The following is a 19,069-nucleotide window of genomic DNA, read 5'->3' as shown; positions in this document are numbered from 1 at the left end:
TCAGTCGCCCTCGCGTGGAGCGGACGGCGTGATCGTCGGTCCGCCCGTGCCCGCTGGTCCCGGCACCGAAGGCGGCACCGTCGTCGACGAAGAGGGGGCTTGCGGCGAAGCCGGCGGCGTCTCCCCCGTTTTCTTCTTGCCGCTCTTCTCCGACATCGATTCGAGCGCCCAGAAGAACATCGGGATGAAGAACACGGCGATCGCCGTTGCGCCCAGCATCCCGCCGATCACGCCCGTGCCGATCGAATGGCGGCTGTTGGCCGATGCGCCCGTCGCGATCGCGAGCGGCACGCAGCCGAGAATGAACGCGAGCGAGGTCATCACGATCGGGCGCAGCCGCTCCTCGGCTGCCGTCATCGTCGCGTCGAACACCGACTTGCCCGCCTCGCGGTTGATCACCGCGAACTCGAAGATCAGGATCGCGTTCTTCGCCGCGAGCGCCACCAGCATCGTGAGACCGATCTGGAAGTACACGTCGTTATTGAGCCCGCGCAGCATGATCGCGAGCAGCGCGCCGAAGAGCGCGAACGGCACCGCCATCAGCACGCCGAACGGCAGGCTCCACTTCTCGTACTGCGCCGCGAGGATCAGGAACACCATGATCAGCCCGAACACGAACACGAGCCCCGACGTGCCGCCCGACTGCTTCGCCTCGAACGCCTCGCCGCTCCACGCGATGCCGTAGTCCGAGGGCATCGACGCGGCCACTTGCTCGAGCGCGGCAATCACCTGGCCCGACGCGTAGCCGGGCGCCGCGTTCGCGGTGATCTTCACGGCCGGGAAGTTGTTGAAGCGCGTGATCAGGTCCGGGCCCGTCACGTAGTGCGACGTCACCACCGATTTGAGCGGCACCATGCTGCCCGTCTTGCTGCGCACGAAAATCTGCGTGAGATCCTCGGGCTTCAGCCGGTACGACGGCTCGGCCTGCAGGATCACCTGCCACAGGCGGCTCGAACGGTTGAACTGCGACACGTACAGCGAGCCGAACATCGTCTGCATCGCGCTGTAGACGTCCTCGACGGGCACGCCCAGTGTTTCGGCCTTGTCGCGGTCGACGTCCACCAGCAGTTGCTGCGAGTCCGCGTTGAAAGTCGACGTAACGCCCGTCAGCTCGGGGCGCTGCTTGGCCCTCGCGACGAAATCGTTGACGACGGCGGCGAACTGCGCGATGGTCGCGTCGCCCTTGCTCTGGATCCACATCTCCGTGCCGCCCGTGGTCCCGAGACCGGGAATCGACGGCGGATTGAGCGGCACGACGATGCCCTCGCGAATCTGCGAGAGCGCCTTGTACGCATCGACGAGCACGGCGCGCGCGTTCTGCGTGCGGATGTTGTCCGACTTGTAGCGCTCGTCGAAACTCTTGAAGCCCACGAAGAAGGTCGACGAGTTGTTCTTGTTCTGGCTGTCGAGAATGCTGAAGCCGTCGACGGTCGTGATGCTGCCGACGGCCGGCTGCTTCATGAAGTACTCGGACACGCGGTCCGACACCTGCCCCGTGCGATCGAGCGACGCCGCATCGGGCATGATCACGGCGCCCAGCAGATAGCCCTGGTCCTCGGGCGGCAGGAACGCGGTCGGGATCGAACGCATCATCATGACGGCCAGCGCGATCATGCCGGCAAACAACAGCAGCGCGATCACGAAGCGCTTGATGATGAGGCGCACCGCGCGCGTGTAGCCCGCCGTCATCCGCGCGAACTGATTGTCGAACCAGCGGAAAAAGCCCTTCTTCTCGTGATGCCCCGGCTTGAGCAGCAGCGACGCGAGCGCAGGCGACAGCGTGAGCGCGACGAGGCCCGAGATCACCACCGAGATCGCGATTGTGATCGCGAACTGCTTGTACATCTGCCCGGTGATGCCGCCGAGAAACGCCACGGGCACGAACACCGCGCACAGCACGAGCACGATCGCGACCACGGGGCCCGCCACTTCATCCATCGCCTGCTTGGCGGCCGTTTTCGGATCGAGCTTGTGCACCGTCATGTTGCGCTCGACGTTCTCGATCACGACGATCGCGTCGTCCACCACGATACCGATCGCGAGCACCATGCCGAACAGCGTGAGCATGTTGATCGAGAAGCCGAGCGCTTCCATGCCCATGAACGTGCCGACGATCGACACGGGCACGGCAAGCACCGGGATCAGCGTCGCGCGCAGGCTCTGCAGGAACACGAATACGACGATCACCACCAGCACGACGGCCTCGAAGAACGTGTGCACCACATCGGAGATCGACGCTCGCGTGAACTCGGTGGTGTCCATCGCGATCTCGTAGTCGATGCCCTCGGGAAACGACTTCTTCATCTCGGCGAGCGTCGCGCGCACCTGCTTCGAGACGTCCAGCGCGTTGGCGCCCGGCTGCTGATAGACGGCGAGCACGGTCGCGGGCTTGCCCTGGAAGCGGCTGCGGATCGAGTAGTCTTTCTGGCCGAGTTCCGCGCGCCCGATGTCCTTCAGGCGCACGATCGCCGCGCCCCCGCTCTGCGCGCGGATGATGATGTTCTCGAACTCGGAAGGCTCGGTGAGCCGCCCCGATGTGGTGACGGCGAACGACTGCTCGACGGCGGCACCCGTCGGCGATTGCCCGAGGCGCCCGACCGCGAATTGCTGGTTCTGGTTGGCGACGGCGCGCTGCACGTCGGCGGCCGTGATGCCTAGCTGCGCCATGCGGTCGGGGCGCAGCCAGATGCGCATCGCGTAGTCGGGCGTGCCGAAGATGCTCGACTGGTTCGCGCCGGGTATGCGCTTGAGCGCATCGAGCACATAGACGTTCGCGTAGTTCGCGATGTACGTCGCGTCGTAGCGCTCGGTGGGCGAGTAGATCGCGATCACCATCATGAACGCCTGCGACTTCTTCTGCACCTGCACGCCCTGCGCCGTCACCGATTGGGGCAGTTGCGGCAGCGCGAGGTTCACGCGGTTCTGCACGTCGACCTGCGCGAGCTCGGGGTTCGTGCCGATCTGGAAGTACGCGTTGATCGTCAGGTTGCCCGTCGACGAGCTCGACGAGCTCATGTAGATCATGTTGTCCGCGCCGTTGACCTGCTGCTCGATCGGCGCGGCGACGTTGTTGGCGACCACGTCGGCGCTCGCGCCCGGATAGGTCGCGGAGATCGTGATCTGCGGCGGCGTGATGTCGGGGTACTGCGCGGTCGGCAGCGCGAGCATCGTCAGCGCGCCGCCCAGCGTGATGACGATCGAGATGACCGAGGCGAAGATCGGACGGTCGATGCAGAAGTGAGAGATGTTCATCGGATCGGTTGCGCCGGACGGCGTCGAGTCGTCATCGGATCAGGGACTAGCGCTGGTGCTCGTTCCGCTGCTGCCGGGATGCGCCTGCGTTTGTGGCTGTGCCTGTGGTTGTGGTTGTGTTTGCGCTTGCGCCAGCGTCGATGCGGGCGCCGACGCCGCAGCAGCAGGCGCCGATGCGGGCCCTGGAGCGCCTGGCGCAGCAGGCGCGCTCACCACCTTGATCGTCGAATCCGACGATACGCGGATCGCGCCATCGACCACCACGCGCTCGCCTGCTTTCAGCCCTTCGTTGACGAACCAGTCGTCGCCGTGCCAGTCGCCCACGTCGATCACGCGCTGATGCGGCTTCCCGTTCTGGTCGAGCACCCATACGAAGTGGCTCTTCGCGCCCTGCAGCACCGCGCGCTGCGGCACGAGAATCGCGTTGGGCCGCACCGCGCCCGTCACCTTCGCGCGCACGAACTGGCCGGGCTTGAGCGTGCCAGCAGGATTCCCGAACACGGCGCGCACGAGGAAGGTGCCCGTTTCCTGGCTGAACGCGGGGTTCGTGAAATCGATGCGCCCCTGCTGCGGATAGATCGAGCCGTCGGCGAGGATCACCGTCACGTCGAACTGGTTGCCGGGCGGAAAGCGCAGCAGGCCTTTCGTGACCTGCTCGCGATAGCGCAGCAACTCGTTCTCCGAGATGCTGAAGTTCACCCACATCGGATCGAGCTGATACACGTAAGTGAGCAGCCCCGACTGCGTGGGCGTCACATAGCTGCCGTCCTGCACGCGCGCAAAGCTCGACAGGCCCTTGAGCGGCGAGCGGATCGTCGTGTAGCTCAGGTTCAGCTCGGCTGTCTGCACTTCGCCCTGCGCGGCGATGACGGCGGCTTCGGCCTGCTTCTCGTTGCCCGTCGCGTCGTCGAGATCCTTCTTGCTCAACGCGTTCTGCGCGGCAAGCGGGACCACCCGCGCGAGGTTCTGCCTGGTCACGAGCAGGCGCGCCTGTTGTTGCGCGAGCGCGCCCTTGGCCGTTTGCAGCGCGGCTTCGAACGGCTTGCGGTCCATCACGAACAGTACCTGGCCGGGCTGCACGAGCCCGCCTTCCGTGTACATGCGCTTCTCGAGAAAGCCCTCGACGCGCGCGCGGATCTCGACCTCGCGTGAGCTTTGCGTCTGCGCGGTGAATTCGAATGCGACGGGTGTTTCCTTTTGCGCGACCGTGACCACCGTCACCTCGACGGGCGGACGGGCCGTCTCTGCGGGGGCCTTTTTGCAGGCGTTGAGAGAAAGGACGCACATGAGCGCCGACACCAGCGCGAGACGCGGCATCATGCGGCCCGCGCGCCGCACGGCGGCAGAGTCCGCACCGGACAACGCAACTTGCGATCGACTGTTCATCGTGGCCCCCTTCGATCGCCGCGTCATTGCACCGTATATCCGCGTCCGTTCATGCATGCTGCAAGCGCGCGGTTCCATGTGGCCATCTGCTGCGATGTCTGCTGTTGAGCGGCTTGCTGCTGCTCCTGCGCGGCGGCCGCCTGGCGGCGCTGCCGCGAGCCGCCCACCACCGTGCCCGCGATGGCGCCCGCCGCCGCGCCCTTGCCGGCGTCGCCTGCGATCGCGCCGATCGCTGCGCCCGTCGCCGCGCCGCCTGCCGCGCCGCGCAAGCGCTGTCCCGACTGCTGGGGCGGCGGCGGTTGATTCGCCGAGTTCTGCGCGAGCACGGCGGGATTGACGCCCGTGTTCTGCGTCGCCCAGCTCTGGCATTGCGACATGTCGTTCGCCTGCTTCTGCTGGCTCTGGCCCTTGGCCGGATAGAAGATCGGCTGCTGCGCCGATGCAACGTCCGCGAGCAGCAACGCGGCAAGCATCCACGTGACAGGAAGCACCCGTTTCATGATCAATCTCCCTATGTCGATACGATTGCGCCCGTCGCACGCGTTGCTCGCGCATCGCGCGGCGGACGAGTCCGGATGCGCCAGTCGGCCTGGCGACCCCAATGCAATGAAGTGTGGAATCCGGCCATAACAAAGACAATTGGACCTTGGTCCAATACCCTTTTTTGACCGCGCGAAACGCGCGCGCAAGCGTCTGCACGCAAGCGTCCGACGCCGTTTGTTCGCGAGAAAAGAGATGTCATAGCGGCGCAGCGATGCCGAGCACGGCACACACTGTCCTGATGAAAAGCACGTCGTTGAATGGCTTGCGCAGATAGGCCTTCGCGCCCGCCGCAAGCGCGGCTTCGCGCACGCCCGCGTCGTCGTGGGCCGTGATGAAAATGACGGGCACGGTGCTGCCCGCCAGCCGGCCCTGGACCTCGATCCCGTTGGAGCCGGGCATCTGCACGTCGAGTATCACGCAGTCGGGGCGATACGCCGGCGTGGCCGACAGCACGTCGAGAAACGCATCGCCGCTCACGTACGTGTCGGCCGCAATCCCGACGGAGCGCAACAGACGCTTGATCGCCCTGCCCACCGACGCATCATCGTCGACGACGACGACGAAGGGTTTGTCTGTGCCCATTCTGAATAGTCCATTGACCGGCCACGCGCACGCAGCGATGCGTGAACGCTTCAGCAATAGACTATGAGACTGCGGGCGCCCCTGGTATTGGACCTTGGTCCCGTATCCGCTGGCGTGTGATCTCGCGCGCAACGCGCGGCTCGTTCGTATGCGGCGCCTGCGGACTGAAGGGATTGCGTGTGACAGTCGCGACGGCGATCTTGTCGGCGATGCGCACGAGCTCGGCGAGCGAACCGGCTTCCATCTTCTGCATCACGCGCGCGCGATGCGCCTTGACGGTTTTCTCGACGGTGCCGAGTTCGCATGCAACCTGCTTGTTCAGAAGGCCAAGCACGATGAGATTCATCACTTCGCGCTCGCGCACCGTCAGACGTCCGACGCGGCTGCGCAGCACTTCGAGTTCGTGCATCGCGATCGACACCTGAACCGAGTGCGCGAGCGCCTGTTCGATCGCGTGCAACAGGTCGTCGTCGCGCACGGGCTTGGTGAGGAAATCGGTTGCGCCCGCCTTGATTGCGTCGACCGTCATCGCGATGTCGCCGTGCCCCGTCAAAAAGATGATGGGCAAACGCTCATCGAGTTCGCGCTGCAATTCGAGCCCGCTCAGATCCGGTAACTGCACGTCGAGCACCACGCACGCAGGCACGCGCCCGGCGCACGCATGGTCGAGAAATTCGCGGGCCGAGCCATAGGCCTCGACGCCGTAGCCGGCGGATTTGACGAGACGCGTCAGCGCGCGGCGCACCGACAGGTCGTCGTCGACGACATAGACAAGCGCGGGTGCTTGCGTCGCGGCTTCGCTCATCGTGCCGTTCGTTCCGTTCATGCCGCCTGTTTCGCTCATGACGCCGCCTGCGCAACGCCCGCGTTGCATGCGTCTCGCGATGCAGGCAACGCGATATAGAACGTCATGCCCTGATCGGGATTGGTCTCGGCCCACAAGCGGCCGCCGTGCATCTGCACGATCGAGCGGCTGATCGACAGACCGAGCCCCAGCCCCTGCGGCTTCGACGTGACGAACGGCTTGAAGATGCATTCGAGCTTGTCGGGCGTCAGTCCATGTCCGCGGTCTCGCACGGCAATGCGCACCATGCCTTCGCGATCGATTTGCGCAAAAAGCGCAACCACGCGGCTGGGCGCGTCGCACTCGCTAACGGCATCGAATGCGTTGAGCAGCAGATTGAGCAGCACCTGCTGAAGTTGCACCTTGTCGCCGCGCACGGGCGGCAGTCCATCGTCGATCACGTGCGACAGATGGATGCCGCGCGCGACGGCATCGCTATGCACGAGCAACGCCACGTCGCGCAGCAATCCGCTCGCATCGAGATTCGCGAGTTGCTGCTGCTCTTCCTTCTTCACGAAGGCGCGCATCCTGCGTATCACTTCGCTTGCGCGGCCGCTGTCGTCGACGATGTCCTTCAGGATGTCGCGCACTTCGGCAAGGTCGATCGGCTCCTTGTCCATGAAGCGCTGCGCGGCCTGGCCGTTGCTGAGGATGGCCGTCAGCGGCTGGTTCAGTTCGTGCGCGAGCGACGCAGCAAGCTCGCCCATCATCGATACGCGCGTCAGATGCGCAAGCTCCCGGCGATTGCGTTCGAGCTCGAAGCGCTCGGTCATGTCGGTGATGAACGCGACAGTCGCGACGCGTCCTTCGTAGCGGATGGTGCTCGTCGCGATTTCGACGGGAAACTCGCTGCCGTCACGGCGACGCGCGCGCACATTGCGCGTGGCGGTCACGGCCGAACGGCTCACGTTCTGCGACGCGCCCATGTGCGCGCGGTTTTCCTGCGACAGCGCCGGCGCGACCAGGCCAACGCATGCGCCGCTCAGCACACCGCGCCGATAGTCGAAAAGCCGATCGGCCTGCGCGTTGGCTAGCATGATCACGCCGTGCTCGTCGAAGACGACGGACGCGACGGGCAAGCAGTCCAACACGTCGGCCAGTTCCGTCATCGTGCCGGGCTGCCGACGCGCGACGGCAAAGAGACCGGCCGCGCCACGCGTCGTCCGCAACTGCGCAACGGCGTCCGTCACGCGATGAAGCATCGGCACGACAGACGGACCGTTGCGCGCATGCGCGAACGTCCCCTCGCGAGCGGAAGCGACGCGGCGCGGATGAAGCGACCACCAGATGACGATTGCAGCCACCGCGACCGTGACAGCAGAAATGGCGATGTGCATGGCTTACCGTTCCTCAAGACGTTTGCACCTGAACAGCCGCGGCAGTTGCGGACGTCTTCGTTGTTGTGCGCAATGCAACCGGTGCGACGGCGCGGGAATCGGGCGCGCGACGACTCACCTTCACGAACAAAGCTGCGACTACGTGTATTTATTAATGCATTCCGTCGGTTTATGAATGCAATGACATGAAGCAAAAAGAGATTCGAATTACAGCGATCGCTTCATTCGAATCTTCATATGGACAGCAAATATCGCGCAAAGCTATTCGGTCAATAATTGCAATTAATTTTTTACTCGCCCGCCTGGCTCAGTGCGGAAAAAAGTGCAACTTCATCCTATGCACAAAGCGATCCTTAGTAAAGCGCAGATCAACGAATCAACGAGAAAATAAGCCTTGCTTTATTTGCTATCCGACGACGGCATTTATCGAATCACTCAATCCGGGTATTCCAGAAGGGGGAAATGATTTTAAAGCGACGTTTGATGCGCGGCCCGAAATGACTAATCGTTTTATTTCGCATTCCGGACCGCTGGGCGGATAAAGGATGGCACATGCCGTCGTTCGACATCAGGCGAAATCGGATGGGCCCGGCGGCGGTACGCCTGCAGGCGGATCTTCATCGCCCAGGTGCTCGTCGGGTGATTCGTCGGAGGATGCCTCGTCGTCCGACTTTGGCTTCTCCGGCAATGGCTGGTCCAGGCCGGGCTCGACGGGCGTCGGCAGCGCGTCGCCGACAGGCTTGTTGAGCTCGTTCGGCGGTGTTTCGGCCGGGTCTTTCGGGGGTGTGCTTTCCGCGTTATTGGGGTTCGTCATCGTCACTCCAATTGTGGTTGGCAGACGCTTCCAGCAATGCAATGACCATACCCATTTTTTGTGCGGATGCGGCGGCGTATCGCGCGGACCATCCGGCTTGAAAAGGCCTCACGCGATGTGCGGACGAACATATGTCGAAACCGCTTCATCGAAACATTGAAACGGAAAGCGTAAGACGGGCCCGCTACGCGCTTCTCTTTGTAATTGCGAAAGCTGATGGCGCCTGGATAATCGCACGGTGCCGGATGCGCGCAGTTCGACGCATAAATCGACGCACAAACGAAAACAGGCCCCGAAGGGCCTGTATCGCTTTGCATCTTGGCGGAAAGGGTGGGATTCGAACCCACGATACGGTATAACCGTATACCGGATTTCGAGTCCGGCGCATTCGACCTCTCTGCCACCTTTCCTGATTCTTTGACTTCCCACCAAGGTGGTCTTGTCTGTTCTACATCTTCACACTAAGCGGGTCGTTGCTTGCGTGAGACGAAGATTATAGAACACCTGTTTTTGAATTCCAAGCCCTTTTTCGCAGAAAGTTGAAAGAGGACTTGGCCGACGAAACAAGCGCGTTCGCTCAGCGCGCCGCCGTCACTTCCAGGCGCTCGATGCCGCCCAGATACGGACGCAGCGCCGCCGGCACAGTCACCGAGCCATCGGCGTTCTGGAAGTTCTCCAGCACGGCGACGAGCGTGCGGCCCACCGCCAGCCCCGATCCGTTGAGCGTATGCACGAGTTCGGGCTTGCCCTGAGGGTTGCGGTAGCGCGCCTGCATCCGACGCGCCTGGAACGACTCGGTATTCGAGCAGCTCGAAATTTCGCGATATGTGTTCTGCGCGGGCAGCCACACTTCGAGGTCGTACGTCTTCGACGCCGAGAAGCCCATGTCGCCCGTGCACAGCGTGATCACGCGATACGGCAGTTCAAGCTTCTGCAGAATCGTTTCCGCGTGCGTGACCATCTGCTCGAGCGCGTCGTACGACGTTTCTGGCGACACGATCTGGACCATCTCGACCTTGTCGAACTGATGCTGGCGGATCATGCCGCGCGTGTCGCGGCCATACGAGCCCGCTTCAGAGCGGAAGCACGGCGAATGCGCCGTCAGCCTGATGGGGAGTTCGCTCGCATCGACGATGCTCTCGCGCACCGTGTTCGTCAGCGAGATCTCGGACGTCGAGATCAGATACTGCGTGACCGTGTTTTCGCCGCCGCCCTTTTCGACGCGGAACATGTCGTCCGCGAATTTCGGCAGCTGGCCCGTGCCGAGCAGGATTTCGGGATTGACGATGTACGGCGTATAGATTTCCGTGTAGCCGTGCTGCTGCGTATGCGTGTCGATCATGAACTGCGCGAGCGCGCGATGCAGGCGCGCAATCTGTCCGCGCAGCATCGTGAAGCGCGCGCCGGAGAGCTTCGCGCCCATCTCGAAGTCCAGACCGAGCGGCGTGCCGACATCGACGTGATCCTTCACCTCGAAATCGAACTGGCGCGGCGTACCCCAGCGGCGCACTTCGACATTTTGCGTTTCGTCGTTGCCGACTGGAACGCTCTCATGCGGCAGATTCGGCACGCCGAGCAGCAGATCGGACAAACGCTTCTGGATCGCTTCCAGCTGGAGCGCCGACGCCTTCATCTCGTCGCCGATACCGCCCACTTCGGCCATCACCGCCGACGTGTCTTCGCCGCGCCCTTTCATCGCGCCGATCTGCTTCGACAGACTGTTGCGCTTCGCCTGGAGCTCTTCGGTACGGGTCTGGATCGCGCGGCGTTCGGCTTCGAGCGCGGAGAAAGCCGCGACGTCGAGGTTAAAGCCGCGATCGGCGAGGCGTTTCGCGACGCCGTCGATATCTTTGCGCAGCAGCTGGATGTCAAGCATGGGATGGGGCAACAGTTCGTTGTGTGAATGGGCGATTTTAGCGCACCGGCGCGGGTCGCCGGCGGCATTGTCGACTCGTGCGCAAAGCGCGTTGATCAGTTCTTCTTTCTGTTCTCGCTGCGCCATTGCGCATCGAGTTCGGCGAGGCGCGTCAGCTTCTCGCCGATCTTGCCTTCGAGCCCGCGGGGCGTCGGCTGATACCAGCGCGGCTCGCGCATGCCGTCGGGCAGATAGGTTTCGCCGGCCGCGTACGCGTCCGGTTCGTCATGCGCGTAGCGGTACTCGTGCCCGTAGCCGAGCTCCTTCATCAATTTCGTCGGCGCGTTGCGCAAGTGGATCGGCACAGCACGCGACTGGTCCTTGCCGACGAAACTGCGCGCCGAGTTGTACGCGTTGTAGCCCGCATTCGACTTCGGCGCGACGGCCAGATAGATCACGGCCTGCGCGAGCGCAAGTTCGCCTTCGGGTGTGCCGAGACGCTCGTAGGTTTCGGCGGCGTCGAGCGCGATACGCGCGGCGCGCGGATCGGCGAGGCCGATGTCCTCCCACGCCATGCGCACGATGCGCCGCGACAGATAGCGCGGATCCGCGCCGCCGTCGAGCATGCGGCAGAACCAGTACAGCGCGCCGTCGGGATTGCTTCCGCGCACCGACTTGTGAAGCGCGCTGATCTGGTCGTAGAACGCGTCGCCACCCTTGTCGAAACGGCGCAGGTTTTCGGAAAGCGCGCTCGCGAGCAGTTCGCCGTCGATCTCCGTCTTGTTCTGCCGCGCCGCCGCGCGTGCGACGATTTCCATGTTGTTCAGCAGCTTACGGCCGTCGCCGTCGGCCGAACCGATCAGCGCGTCGCGCGCCTCGTCGGTGAACGTGAAGCCGCCCAGTTCCTGTTGCGCGCGGTCCAGCAGTTCCCGCTGCTCGTCGGCATCGAGACTCTTGAGCACATAGACAGCCGCACGCGACAGCAACGCGCTGTTCACCTCGAACGACGGGTTCTCCGTCGTCGCGCCGACGAACACGAACAGCCCGGATTCGACATGCGGCAAGAACGCGTCTTGCTGGCTCTTGTTGAAGCGATGCACTTCGTCGACGAACACGAGCGTCTGGTGGCCGTTCGCGCGATGGATCTGCGCCGTCTCGACGGCTTCGCGGATGTCCTTCACGCCCGAGAGCACTGCCGACAGCGCGATGAACTCCGCGTTGAACGCGTCGGCCATCAGGCGCGCGAGCGTCGTCTTGCCGACGCCCGGCGGGCCCCAGAGGATCATCGAGTGCGCTTCGCCGGACTCGAACGCGACGCGCAGCGGCTTGTTCGGGCCCAGCAGATGCTTTTGCCCGATGACTTCGTCGATACTGCGCGGCCGCAGGCGCTCGGCGAGGGGAACGTTGGCGCGGGTTTCTTCAAACATGGCGTTTTGGGGATAATCTCGGCTTTTCGGGTATAAACCGTCACGATGCATCACATGCACTTGATGGGACACGCGGCGATCTGCCCCTGAACGGCATGCAACCGCGTCAAACCGCCAGCGGGAGAACGGCGGCGCATGCAGAGTTGTGCATTATGACAGCCGCAGCGCGGCAAAGCCGGCGGCAAACGTCATAGGCGCTTTCTGAGAGGCAATGCGCGTACCGTGATGGAACGCGGCCGCGACGACGGCCGACATGACGACGCCCCCTAACAACGACTCCGACTACGACAGACAGGAAAGAGATTCGATGGCTCAAGATTCGATGACCGGCGAGGCCGGTTCCACTTACGCTCCGCTCAAGCCGGTGCCGGATTCGCGCCGCGCGTTCAGGACGGGCGACGCATTCGCGCTGTGGTTTTCGCTCGGCATCGGCCTGCTGGTCGCGCAGGCCGGCGCGCTGCTCGTGCCGGGCCTGTCGCTGCCGCACGCGCTGCTGGCGATCGCAATCGGCAGCGTGATCGGCGTCGTGCTGCTCGCGCTCGCCGGCGTGATCGGCACGGATACGGGACTCGCAGCGATGTCGTCGCTGCGTCCGACGCTCGGCGTGCGCGGCGCGTCGATTCCCGCCGTGCTGAACATGATCCAGCTGGTCGGCTGGGGCGCGTTCGAAGTGATCGTGATGCGCGATTCCGCCGATGCCCTCTCGAAGCAGGCCTTCGGCTTTTCGGCGCCGCTCGTCTGGACGCTGATCTTCGGCGTGCTCGCGACGTTGCTCGCGATCAGCGGCCCGCTGTCGTTCGTGCGGCGCTTTCTGCGCACGTGGGGCATCTGGCTGCTGCTCGCGGGCGCCGCGTGGCTGACCTGGGCCGTGCTGGCTCGGCAGGATGTGGGCGCGCTGATGCATCGTCCGGGCAATGGCGAAATGTCGTTTGGCGGCGCCGTCGATCTCGTCGTCGCGATGCCGCTGTCGTGGCTCCCCCTGATCGCCGACTACACGCGTTTCGGCCGGAAGGCGGGCGAGACGTTCCGCGGCACGCTCTTCGGCTATGGCATTGCGAACGTGTGGTTCTACGCGCTCGGCGCGGTGTACGGGCTCGCCGCGGGCGGCGGAGACACGCTGCTCACGACGGCGCTCGCGCAAGCAGGCGGCGGCCTTGCGCTGCTGCTGGTGCTGATCGACGAAATCGACAACGCATTCGCCGACGTGCACTCGGCGGCCGTATCGACGGGCACTTTCTGGACGCGCGCGAGCGTGCCGATGTTGTCGGCCGCGTTCGGCGCGCTGTGCACGCTGATCGCGCTGCTCGTGCCGATGGCGAAGTATCAGAACTTCCTGCTGCTGATCGGCTCTGTGTTCGCGCCGCTGTTCGGCGTGGTACTGGCCGATCACTTCATCGTGCGCCGGCGCCGTATCGACGTGGGCTCGCTCGCCGATACGCAAGGCCGCTATGGCTTCTCGGGCGGCTGGCACTTGAGCGCGTTCGTCGCGTGGGCGATCGGCATTGCCGCGTATCAGGCGATCAATCAGTGGCTGCCGAATCTCGGCGCGACGCTGCCCGCGCTGGCGGTCGGCGGGCTGTGCTATCTGGCGTTCGTGTCGGCGCGCAAGCAGGCTTACGCGTAGACGCTTTGGTTGGTTTTGCCGGCGCGCACGGATGCGCCGGCTGTTCCTCGAGCGCGATTCTCACGCGCTCGATTGCCTTGCTCCACTCACGCCAGGCTGCCGCGGCTTATCGCGTCGCCGGCCGATACTCGACACCCGGCAGCACGCACAACATTTCGAACGCGAGATTGGCGCCGAGCAGCGCCGTCGTGCCGAACGGGTCGTACGGCGGCGCGACTTCCACCAGATCGCAGCCGACGATATTCAGCCCATGCGCGCCTCGAATGATCTCGAGCGCCTGCGGCACGGTCAGCCCGGCGATCTCGGGCGTGCCCGTGCCCGGCGCGAAAGCGGGATCGATGCCGTCGATATCGAACGTCATGTACACCGGGCCGTCGCCCATCTTCTCGCGCACGCGCGACATCAGTGGCGCCAGCGACTGGTTCCAGCACGCTTCCGCCTGCACGACCTCGAAGCCCTGATCGCGGCACCAGTCGAAGTCTTCGGCCGCGTAGCCCGTGCCGCGCAGACCGATCTGCACGACGCGCTCGCAATCCAGCAGGCCCTCTTCGACCGCGCGGCGAAACGGCGTGCCGTGCGCGATCTTTTCGCCCATCATCGTGTCGTTGACGTCCGCGTGCGCATCGACGTGGATCAGACCGACCTTTCCGTACCTGCGATGAATCGAGCGCAAGATCGGCAACGCGATCGTGTGATCGCCGCCTAGCGTGATCGGCTTCGTCCCGTGTTGCAGGATTTCATCGTAAGCGCGCTCAATGCGGCCGATCGAATCCAGGAGGTTGTACGGATTGATCGCAACGTCGCCGATGTCCGCAACGCGCAGCGAGTCGAACGGCGCGGCGCGCGTCGCCATGTTGTACGGGCGCAGCAGCACCGATTCGACGCGGATCTGGCGCGGGCCGAAGCGCGCGCCCGTGCGGTTCGACGTGCCCAGATCGAACGGCACGCCGACGAAACAGGCATCGAGTCCTTGCGGCGACCCGACGTTCGGCAGCCGCATCATCGTGGCGATGCCGCCCGCGCGTGTCATTGCGTTGCCCGACAACGGCTGCGGCCGCTCGGTGAGTTCCGGGGAAACGAAATTCGAAGAAGTATTCATCGTAGTTCGCCAATGGCAAGAACAGCGTCTCGATAAAGCCAGGAATCCACACGCCGCAAAGCGCGCAGCACTGGTACGTTTCTCATTTTTGTGCGGTTCCGGTGGACATTAAATGCCGACGAAATAAACTTCACATCGATGGGCGTCGATGTATCCTGCCGCATGTTCTCTCAACTGACCGATCTCGATTTGCGCCTGATCCGCGTGTTCCTCGCCATCGTGGACGCGGGCGGCGTTTCGCCTGCTCAGGCTACATTGAATGTGGGCCAGTCGACGATCAGCACCCAGCTATCCACACTGGAGACGCGACTCGGCTACCGCCTGTGCGAACGCGGCCGCAGCGGTTTTAGCTTGACCGCGCGAGGCGAGCAGTTCGTCGACGCGGCGCGCACGCTGCTTTCCGCCGTCGATGCGTTCGGCGTGCAAGCGCGCAACGTTGGCCGGAAGCTGGTCGGCACGCTAGGAATCGGGATGATCGGTCATACGCCGGTGTCGGAAAGCGCCAGGATCAGCGATGCGATTGCGCGCTTCCGAGCACGCGACGAATCCGTGCGATTTTCAATTCTCGTGCGCTCGCCGGGCGAACTCGAAGAGCTGCTGTTGAATGGACGGATTCAGATCGGCATTGGATATTTCTGGCATCGTGTGCCGTCGCTTGATTACACGGAGATCTTTTCCGAGGACCAGTTCGCGTATTGCGCGAAGAGCCATCCGCTATTCGCTCAATCGGGACACGTGACGCCGACGCAAGCCGCGCAGCACGAGTGGGCGTGGCGCAGCTATCCGCTGCCCGAGGCCGAGGCATCGACGACGCCGCGCAACATCACCGCCGTCGCCGACAACATGGAAGCCGTCGCGATGCTCGTGCTGTCGGGTCATCACCTCGGCTATCTGCCGGGGCACTTCGCCGCGCCGTATGTGAAGGACGGTTTGCTCGCCGCGCTGAACCCGCAGCAGATGAGCTACCGCGTCGCGTTTCACATGATTACGCGCACGCGGCAGCATCGGACGGATATCGTCGATGCGTTTATCGACGATATGAAGGCCGCGCATCCGGCGCCCGGCCTTCAAGAGTGATCGCAGGCGAACGCTGCGTTCAGCCGTTGATCACGTCGGCGCCCTTCGGCACCGTGAACTTGAACGCATCGGCAGGCAGCGACGGGTTCTTCTGGATGTTCGAGAATTTCAGCAGCGTCACGTTGCCGAAGACGTCGTGCAGTTCCATCGCTTCGAGGTTGCCGTCACGAAAGCCGATGCCGACGCGCTGAAACTGCGTGTCCTTCGACTTCGGAATCAGTTCGAGCCAGTCGATGCCCGCCTTCACGCCCGCGTCCTTCAGCGTGAAGTTCTTGTCGAGATCGTTGCTGCCGAACAGGATCGCCGCCGGGCTCGCGCCGAGCGCGCCGCCCAGCTTGCGCACCGTCACCTGGTTCAGGTCCTTGTCGTAGACGTAGAGCTTGTCGCCGTCGGCTTGCAGCAGTTGCGCGTACGGCTTCTCATACGCCCAGATGAACTTGCCCGGCCGCGCGAACGTGAACGTGCCGCTCGACACCTTGTTCTGCGTCGCGCCTTGCGTCGACAGGACGCCGCTCGCCTGTTGCTGCGCGTTGCTGGGCGCGCGCACTTCGGTTTGCACGAATTCGCCCCGCGCCGAACGCACTTGCGACACGAACTGCTTCAGTTGCTCGGTGCCGCTTGCGAATGCATGCGACGCGACGAGCATCGATGCGCCGAAAGCCAGCGTGCGCATCAGACTGCCCAGACAGGTCTTAGACCCAACGATTTGCAGCATGTTGTTTTCTCCCTTGTATCGAGCAAGCTGGTCGCTTATATCGGACTCGATGCGCACGGAATGTGAAACCAAGACAGCGGCCACGCTTCGACGCGCGCCGCTGTCCGTCATCAGTCGCATGAATAAAACGCCGAGTGTCAATCCGTCTCGCGCGCGGGCACCAGAATTTCGCGATTGCCGTTTGACGACATCGCCGACACCAGCCCGGACTGCTCCATCTGTTCGAGCAGACGCGCGGCGCGGTTGTAGCCGATGCGCAGATGCCGCTGCACGAGCGAAATCGACGCGCGGCGGTTCTTGATGACGATTTCGACTGCCTGATCGTACAGAGGGTCGGACTCGCCGCCGCCCGCTCCGGTTCCCGCGGCATCCGCGGAACCCTCGTCGCCTTCGCCCGACACGCCGCCTTCCAACAGCCCTTCGATGTAGTTCGGCTCGCCCTGCTCCTTGAGCTTGTCGACGACGCGATGCACTTCGTCGTCGGACACGAACGCGCCATGCACGCGAATCGGCAGACCCGTACCCGGCGGCAGATACAGCATGTCGCCCATGCCGAGCAGCGATTCCGCGCCCTGCTGGTCGAGAATCGTGCGCGAGTCGATCTTCGACGATACCTGGAACGCCATTCGCGTCGGCACATTGGCCTTGATGAGACCGGTGATCACGTCGACGGACGGACGCTGCGTCGCCAGAATCAGATGGATGCCCGCCGCGCGCGCCTTCTGTGCGATGCGCGCGATCAGTTCTTCGACCTTCTTGCCGACCACCATCATCAGATCAGCCAGTTCGTCGATCACGACGACGATATTCGGCAGACGCGACAGCGGTTCAGGATCGTCCGGTGTCAGGCTGAACGGATTCGGAATCTTCTCTTCGCGCTTCGACGCTTCGTCGATCTTGTTGTTGAATCCGGCGAGATTGCGCACGCCGAGCTTGCTCATCAGCTTGTAGCGGCGCTCCATTTCGGCGACGGTCCAATTCAGCGCGTTCCCGGCCTGACGCATGTCCGTGACGACAGGACACAGCAGATGCGGAATGCCTTCGTAGACGCTCATTTCAAGCATCTTCGGATCGATCAGGATCATTCGCACCTGTTCCGCGCTCGCCTTGTAGAGCAGCGAGAGAATCATTGCGTTGATACCGACCGACTTGCCCGAACCGGTCGTGCCGGCGACGAGCAAGTGCGGCATCTTCGCGAGGTCCGCGCACACGGGCTTGCCGCCGATGTCCTTGCCGAGGCCCATCGTCAGCGGCGAGCCCGCGTCGGCATAGACCGTCGAGCCGAGAATCTCCGACAGCCGCACCGTCTGACGACGCTGGTTCGGCAATTCGAGGGCCATGTAGTTCTTGCCAGGAATCGTCTCGACGACGCGGATCGACGTGAGCGACAGCGAGCGCGCCAGGTCCTTCGCGAGGTTCACGATCTGGCTGCCCTTCACGCCGACAGCCGGTTCGATTTCGTAACGCGTCACCACTGGGCCAGGATAAGCCGCAACCACGCTCACATCGACGCCGAAGTCCTTCAGCTTCTTCTCAATGAGACGCGAGGTGAATTCGAGCGTATCGGCGGAAATGGTTTCTTGCGTCGCGGGCGCGGGATCGAGCAGCGAAATCGCAGGCAACGTCGAATCGCCGGGCAGGCTCTCGAAGAGCGGCACCTGGCGTTCTCGCTCGACGCGCTCCGATTTCTCCGGCTTCGTCACGGGCGGAACGATCACGACGGGTTCGTGCTCGTCGATCTTCACGCGGCTCTGTTCGACCTTACCTTCGCGCTTCACGGCGGCCGCCTCGCCGAGCTTGCGGTCGCGGCCCGCTTCGCGGCGCAGCTTCGCGAGCGTCACGCCGGAGAGGATCGAATCGCCGACCTTCTCGCACACCGACAGCCACGAAAAACGGAAATACAGCGACAAGCCGATGGCGAGCGCGATCAGGAGCGCCAGCGTGCCGCCCGTGAAGCCGAGCGCATGCGATACGCCCTTCGCGACCGCCTCGCCGATCACGCCGCCCGGCGCGCGCGGCAGCTGCACTTTCAGCGACCACATGCGCAACGCTTCGATGCCGTCGCACGCGAGCAGCACGAGCGCGAACGCGAACACGTCCGCGAGCCAGCTGTTGTCGCGCGGCGCGTTTTCGTCGGGCTCCTCATGACGCGTGATGCGCTTGTAGTTCGCCGAGATGCGGCGCGCGAGCAGCACGATCCACCACCAGGCGGAAAGGCCGAAGAGCAGAAGGAGGATGTCGGAGGTCCAGGCGCCGACGCGGCCGGCCCAGTTCGAGATGTGATCGACCTGCGCCGCGTGTGTCCAGCTTGGATCGCGGCGGCTGTAACTGATCAGCGCCATCACGAGGAAAACGCCGAGCGCCAGCTGGAGAATCCAGCGGATTTCGGTGAAAAGGCGCGACATGCGATGAGGCAATGCCTGCGCGTTCGCGGAATAGGTAGCTTTTGCCATTGAGCCTGTTGCGTGTGCGGCCTGCAGCGGTTTCAGGTGCCGGTTCAGTTGCCCTTCAATC

General features: G+C 63.9%; 13 protein-coding genes, 1 tRNA gene and 2 pseudogenes. 3 read left to right on the top strand and 13 right to left on the bottom strand.

Annotated elements, in window-relative coordinates; translation table 11 throughout:
- The 6 genes and pseudogenes from AABE10_RS07655 to AABE10_RS07630 all read right to left on the bottom strand — a co-directional run bounded on the left by AABE10_RS07655 (window position 1) and on the right by AABE10_RS07630 (window position 7,944).
- Entirely contained in the window at window positions 1-3,252 is a 3,252-nt protein-coding gene (locus AABE10_RS07655; protein ID WP_342932670.1) for a multidrug efflux RND transporter permease subunit, read from the bottom strand.
- A gap of 39 nt (window positions 3,253-3,291) precedes the next feature.
- Window positions 3,292-4,866 (bottom strand): annotated as a pseudogene (locus AABE10_RS07650) (efflux RND transporter periplasmic adaptor subunit); the annotation flags it as partial.
- Window positions 4,800-5,015 (bottom strand): annotated as a pseudogene (locus AABE10_RS07645) (glycine zipper family protein); the annotation flags it as partial. The pseudogenes AABE10_RS07645 and AABE10_RS07650, both read right to left, overlap by 67 nt.
- Before the next feature lie 361 nt (window positions 5,016-5,376).
- A complete protein-coding gene (locus AABE10_RS07640) occupies window positions 5,377-5,763 on the bottom strand; it encodes a response regulator transcription factor (RefSeq protein ID WP_342932669.1) in 387 nt (128 codons plus the stop codon).
- A gap of 61 nt (window positions 5,764-5,824) precedes the next feature.
- Window positions 5,825-6,568 (bottom strand): response regulator transcription factor, encoded by a 744-nt coding sequence (locus tag AABE10_RS07635; RefSeq protein WP_428983288.1) that lies wholly within the window; start codon window positions 6,566-6,568, stop codon window positions 5,825-5,827.
- Window positions 6,569-6,603: 35 nt separating this feature from the next.
- Window positions 6,604-7,944 (bottom strand): PAS domain-containing sensor histidine kinase, encoded by a 1,341-nt coding sequence (locus AABE10_RS07630; protein WP_342932667.1) that lies wholly within the window; start codon window positions 7,942-7,944, stop codon window positions 6,604-6,606.
- Window positions 7,945-8,129: 185 nt separating this feature from the next.
- Here AABE10_RS07630 and AABE10_RS07625 point away from each other — a divergent pair, with 185 nt between their 5' ends.
- Complete coding sequence (locus tag AABE10_RS07625; RefSeq protein ID WP_342932666.1) at window positions 8,130-8,486, top strand: hypothetical protein; 357 nt, start codon at window positions 8,130-8,132, stop codon at window positions 8,484-8,486.
- Window positions 8,487-8,512: 26 nt separating this feature from the next.
- On the opposite strand, the gene AABE10_RS07620 is transcribed toward AABE10_RS07625, so the two are convergent.
- The 4 genes from AABE10_RS07620 to AABE10_RS07605 all read right to left on the bottom strand — a co-directional run bounded on the left by AABE10_RS07620 (window position 8,513) and on the right by AABE10_RS07605 (window position 12,040).
- Window positions 8,513-8,758, bottom strand: a complete 246-nt coding sequence (locus tag AABE10_RS07620) for a hypothetical protein (protein ID WP_342932665.1) — start codon at window positions 8,756-8,758, stop codon at window positions 8,513-8,515.
- 319 nt (window positions 8,759-9,077) lie between these two features.
- Window positions 9,078-9,168 (bottom strand) — tRNA-Ser (locus tag AABE10_RS07615).
- A gap of 167 nt (window positions 9,169-9,335) precedes the next feature.
- On the bottom strand, window positions 9,336-10,634 hold the full coding sequence (gene serS, locus AABE10_RS07610) for a serine--tRNA ligase (RefSeq protein ID WP_342932664.1): 1,299 nt from the start codon (window positions 10,632-10,634) through the stop codon (window positions 9,336-9,338).
- 95 nt (window positions 10,635-10,729) lie between these two features.
- Window positions 10,730-12,040, bottom strand: a complete 1,311-nt coding sequence (locus tag AABE10_RS07605) for a replication-associated recombination protein A (RefSeq protein ID WP_342932663.1) — start codon at window positions 12,038-12,040, stop codon at window positions 10,730-10,732.
- Window positions 12,041-12,347: 307 nt separating this feature from the next.
- Between AABE10_RS07605 and cytX the strand changes: the two genes are divergently transcribed.
- Window positions 12,348-13,664, top strand: coding sequence for a putative hydroxymethylpyrimidine transporter CytX (gene cytX / locus AABE10_RS07600; protein ID WP_342932662.1), 1,317 nt, complete (start codon window positions 12,348-12,350; stop codon window positions 13,662-13,664).
- Window positions 13,665-13,770: 106 nt separating this feature from the next.
- Here the strand turns inward: cytX and speB are convergent, their stop codons facing one another.
- The gene (gene speB, locus AABE10_RS07595) at window positions 13,771-14,763 is read right to left on the bottom strand and encodes an agmatinase (protein ID WP_342932661.1); all 993 of its coding nucleotides are present in this window, start codon (window positions 14,761-14,763) and stop codon (window positions 13,771-13,773) included.
- Between the two features lie 162 nt (window positions 14,764-14,925).
- Here speB and AABE10_RS07590 point away from each other — a divergent pair, with 162 nt between their 5' ends.
- Window positions 14,926-15,840, top strand: coding sequence for a LysR family transcriptional regulator (locus AABE10_RS07590; RefSeq protein ID WP_342932660.1), 915 nt, complete (start codon window positions 14,926-14,928; stop codon window positions 15,838-15,840).
- 19 nt (window positions 15,841-15,859) lie between these two features.
- On the opposite strand, the gene lolA is transcribed toward AABE10_RS07590, so the two are convergent.
- The gene (lolA, locus tag AABE10_RS07585) at window positions 15,860-16,555 is read right to left on the bottom strand and encodes an outer membrane lipoprotein chaperone LolA (protein WP_342932659.1); all 696 of its coding nucleotides are present in this window, start codon (window positions 16,553-16,555) and stop codon (window positions 15,860-15,862) included.
- A 137-nt stretch (window positions 16,556-16,692) separates the two neighbouring features.
- Window positions 16,693-19,008, bottom strand: coding sequence for a DNA translocase FtsK (locus AABE10_RS07580; protein ID WP_342932658.1), 2,316 nt, complete (start codon window positions 19,006-19,008; stop codon window positions 16,693-16,695).
- Between the last annotated feature and the right edge of the window lie 61 nt (window positions 19,009-19,069).

The sequence above is a fragment of the Paraburkholderia diazotrophica genome, from assembly GCF_038900755.1.
Taxonomy (GTDB): Bacteria; Pseudomonadota; Gammaproteobacteria; order Burkholderiales; family Burkholderiaceae; genus Paraburkholderia; species Paraburkholderia diazotrophica_A.
This window is presented reverse-complemented; position numbering and strand designations above follow the sequence as displayed.